This is a genomic window from Candidatus Zixiibacteriota bacterium (assembly GCA_018820315.1).
Taxonomy (GTDB): domain Bacteria; phylum Zixibacteria; class MSB-5A5; order JAABVY01; family JAHJOQ01; genus JAHJOQ01.
The window spans coordinates 1-3,342 of sequence record JAHJOQ010000083.1 but is presented as its reverse complement, the minus strand read 5'-3'; the positions used below and the strand labels follow the sequence as shown (position 1 = coordinate 3,342).

At 50.1% G+C, this 3,342-nt stretch carries 4 protein-coding genes; 1 reads left to right on the top strand and 3 read right to left on the bottom strand.

Annotated features, from left to right (window positions below):
• The coding region (locus KKH67_07890) for a transposase (protein MBU1319102.1) at positions 1-404 on the top strand (404 nt) is incomplete at its 5' end.
• A gap of 243 nt (positions 405-647) precedes the next feature.
• On the opposite strand, the gene KKH67_07885 is transcribed toward KKH67_07890, so the two are convergent.
• The 3 genes from KKH67_07885 to KKH67_07875 all read right to left on the bottom strand — a co-directional run.
• The gene (locus KKH67_07885; protein MBU1319101.1) at positions 648-986 is read right to left on the bottom strand and encodes an STAS domain-containing protein; all 339 of its coding nucleotides are present in this window, start codon (positions 984-986) and stop codon (positions 648-650) included.
• A gap of 456 nt (positions 987-1,442) precedes the next feature.
• A complete protein-coding gene (locus KKH67_07880) occupies positions 1,443-1,943 on the bottom strand; it encodes a 3-isopropylmalate dehydratase (GenBank protein ID MBU1319100.1) in 501 nt (166 codons plus the stop codon).
• A 62-nt stretch (positions 1,944-2,005) separates the two neighbouring features.
• On the bottom strand, positions 2,006-3,342 hold a 1,337-nt coding region (locus KKH67_07875; GenBank protein ID MBU1319099.1), incomplete at its 5' end, for an IS1182 family transposase.

Here is a 3,342-nt window from a genome sequence, read left to right as displayed (position 1 = left end):
TGTTGACTGCGATGCGGATGTTAGAAGAGATTGATGGGGTGGAGATCGTAGCGTGGGTCATCATGCCGGATCATATTCACATGGTCATGGATTCAGGTCTGGAAGATCTTTCGCGACTCATGCATCGAATGAAACAGAAATTCGCGGCGCAGTATCGCAGCAGGAAACGAATCACAAGCGGACGACTTTGGCAACATCGCTTCTGGGATCATATGATTAGAGATGACGAGGATTTGCGTAAGCACATAGACTACATTCACTATAATCCAGTCAAGCATGGAATCTGTCGAAGTCCAACGGATTACCCTCATTCATCATTTAATGAGTTCTTACAGAATGGATATTATGATGACGAGTGGGGAACCAAAGACGAGCCGAGATTCGACGGTGCATTCGGTGAGTGATTGGAATAGTCAGGATCACAAGGATCCTGACCTACTTGGCTGCACATCGGCATTACCGCCTTTGGGTCTTATGTGGATTCTGAATACGTTCATATTCTCCCTTTCATTTGGCCGTCAGGAAAGGGTTCCTAACGGCGCTTCGTGCCTTAATAAATCATCAGCCCCTGTCAGCGATTACATTTTTCGATATCAATTCCATCATACCATGATCGCTCAATTGTGTCAAGGCAATTGCTGCTAATGCTATTTGAATGCTGCGATGGCGTCTGCGACTGAGTCTCTCGCGTCGAAAACCTCGGTCAGCCGCGCGATCACCATCACACGCTCGACCTTCTTCGTCAGATTCGCGAGCTTAAGTTCGCCACCCGCATCTTTGAATTTCTTGTAGTGGTGGATCAGAATCGACAGTCCCGATGAGTTGATCCAGTCGCATCCTCCCAGATCGACTATCGCATGCTTGTTTCCCTTGCCAACGATAGCGTAGAGCTTTTCATCGAGTTCACCGGTGTCCGGCCCACCCATCATCTGACCCTTGACCTCAATGACCCAAACACCATCTTTTTCGTAAGCGTTAACTTTCATTAGTATCCTCCGGATTACCTTTTATTTCGCTGCAAGATACAATAATCGCGGTCAAACCTCAACAAGTTAATCGTGGTCGACTGTGTCATCTAAAATGCCCTGTCGGTGCCGTTTGTTCCTAATTGAATGTTGCCCGGTTCAAGACTTCTATTCGAGCGGTCAGGAATCCATTCCTGACCGGATTCCTCACTTCCTGCGTCGCACTACCGTCAGGATGGGAATCCTGACGGCGCAGAGAAACCTGTCATCGCGAGGAGCGTAGCGACGTGGCGATCTCAATGCCCATCACAGGGCGGGCAGGAAAGGGTTCCCGCCCGCGCAGCAATCCCTTCCTGTCAGCTTGAGAGTGCTGGCAGGAAAGGGTTCCTTCCAGCGCGGCACTCAAATGCGGAGATTGCCACGCTTCGTTCGTAATGACGTTGCTTTCAGTCTTCTGCATGGTTGAATCCCGCCCGGTCAGGGTTTGATCCCAAGTTTCTTCTGCGTATACGGTATCAGCCCGCCAGCATTTATAATCTGCTGAATCTCAGGCGCGTATGCCGGAAATTTGAACTCGCCCTTTGGCGTCGTGACAGTCCCTTTCTGCAGATCGACCACGACTTTGTCTCCCGGTTCGACAGAATCGACAAGCTGCGCATTGACAATCGCCGGGATGCCGTTGTTGATCAGATTGCGGAAATATATCCGCGAGAACGTCTTCGCTATGACCGCACCGACACCGGAAAATTTCAGGCATTTGACAGCCTGCTCGCGCGACGATCCGCAGCCGAAATTCTTGCCGCCGACAACAACATCACCCTTCTCGACAGTTTTCACGAAATCGGGATCGAGGTCCTCCATCGCATGCTGCGCCATCTCGGCAGGGTCGGTGACGGTGTAGGTATATTTGCCGGGGAAGATGACGTCGGTGTTGATGTCGTCACCGTATTTATAGATTTTACCTTTGATTGCTTCCATATATCGGTCCTTTCAATGGGGCAGATGAGGAGAGGCTGTCCCACAAGTCACTTATTGTCGATTCATATTGCCATTTGTGGTGTGACGTGTTGAGTTGATCGGCATGCAAGCTGTTTAGTCATGCTCCTTTCCCATATTGCCTCTGAGAGGACATAACAGGCTTCAATAAGTGGTTTTAGGACCAGTTTTAGATGATAAAAAGCGAGCCCTCCTGCCAGCTTTCTTATGTTATGAGCGATGCAGAACAGCAGAAACTCGCCGCGCACATTGCTCAGGCGACGCAGAAGGAAGCGCGTGAAACCGAGGTTGTACTTGATATTGCCAAACACAGGCTCCACTTGACCCTGCCGTCGTCGATATATCTCCTTACCCTCTTTGCTCGACAGCTTAGCTCGCATCTTGCGTTCATAGCTGTAGTGCTCGCTGATCTCAAGCTTGCGAACTCGACAGGAAGTACAGAGATGACGTTTAGAGCAGCTGCCGCAACTCGATGCACGACCGCTGTAAACGCGCACTTCTGTTCCGCGACGTCGCCGTCTACTCTGATAGTGAAGAGTCTCTCCCTGCGGACATCGATAGCTGTCGGAATCAGAATCATAGACAAATGCGTCACGATGATAGGCAGAATCCGCTACCTTGTGCCCACTGTTTGAAACCGGAAGGTAGAGATCGATCCCCGCTTCCAAACTCCTGCTGATATTACCTCCCGAATAGTAACCCCCGTCAGCCAACAAACGCTCCGGGGGAGAGCCCAATATCTCCTCCGTCCGCTCAACCATTGTACCAAAATAAACCGAATCATCCGCATTGGTGCTCACGTCCGCTGCTATTATAACCTGATTCTTCTCTACCACAACATGACCGTTGTAACTGAGACGCTTACCTCCCTCCGAAGTCTTCATGAAGCGAGCATCAGGATCGGAAAGCTCGCTGTAATCAACCTTCTTCTCGCTGTCAGCGGACGATGACTGAGATAATCCCGACTCATCTACCGGCTCTGCTTCCTCCGACATACCATCCGCCACCGAATCCTCCGAAAGCTCTGTTGCAAACTCCTGACTCAGCCGATCAAGACGCTTCATTCGGCTGCGTTTGCATGCCGAACTCATAGCTCGAAACTTGCTGCTGTCTAATGCCAACTGCGAGAAATCAACCAGTTTCAACTCTTCAAATAGCAATACCATCCCTGCAAAATAGCCCCCCAACAAATCCAAATTGTCATGACGGAATCGATTGATCGTGCGGAAGTCGGAACGAAGACTGCCGCAAAAATAACGGTATCGTATGTCATAACGGATATGCTTCGCGATCGCTCGACAACTGCGAACTCCATCACAGTAAGCGAAAAACAGCACCTTCAGCTGCATCGAAGGATCAAAAAATGAACGACCTGCTTCAC

Coding starts and splice junctions, on each gene's coding strand:
- KKH67_07885 (MBU1319101.1), bottom strand. CDS start 986: ATGAAAGTTAACGCTTACGAAAAAGATGGTGTTTGGGTCATTGAGGTC.
- KKH67_07880 (MBU1319100.1), bottom strand. CDS start 1,943: ATGGAAGCAATCAAAGGTAAAATCTATAAATACGGTGACGACATCAAC.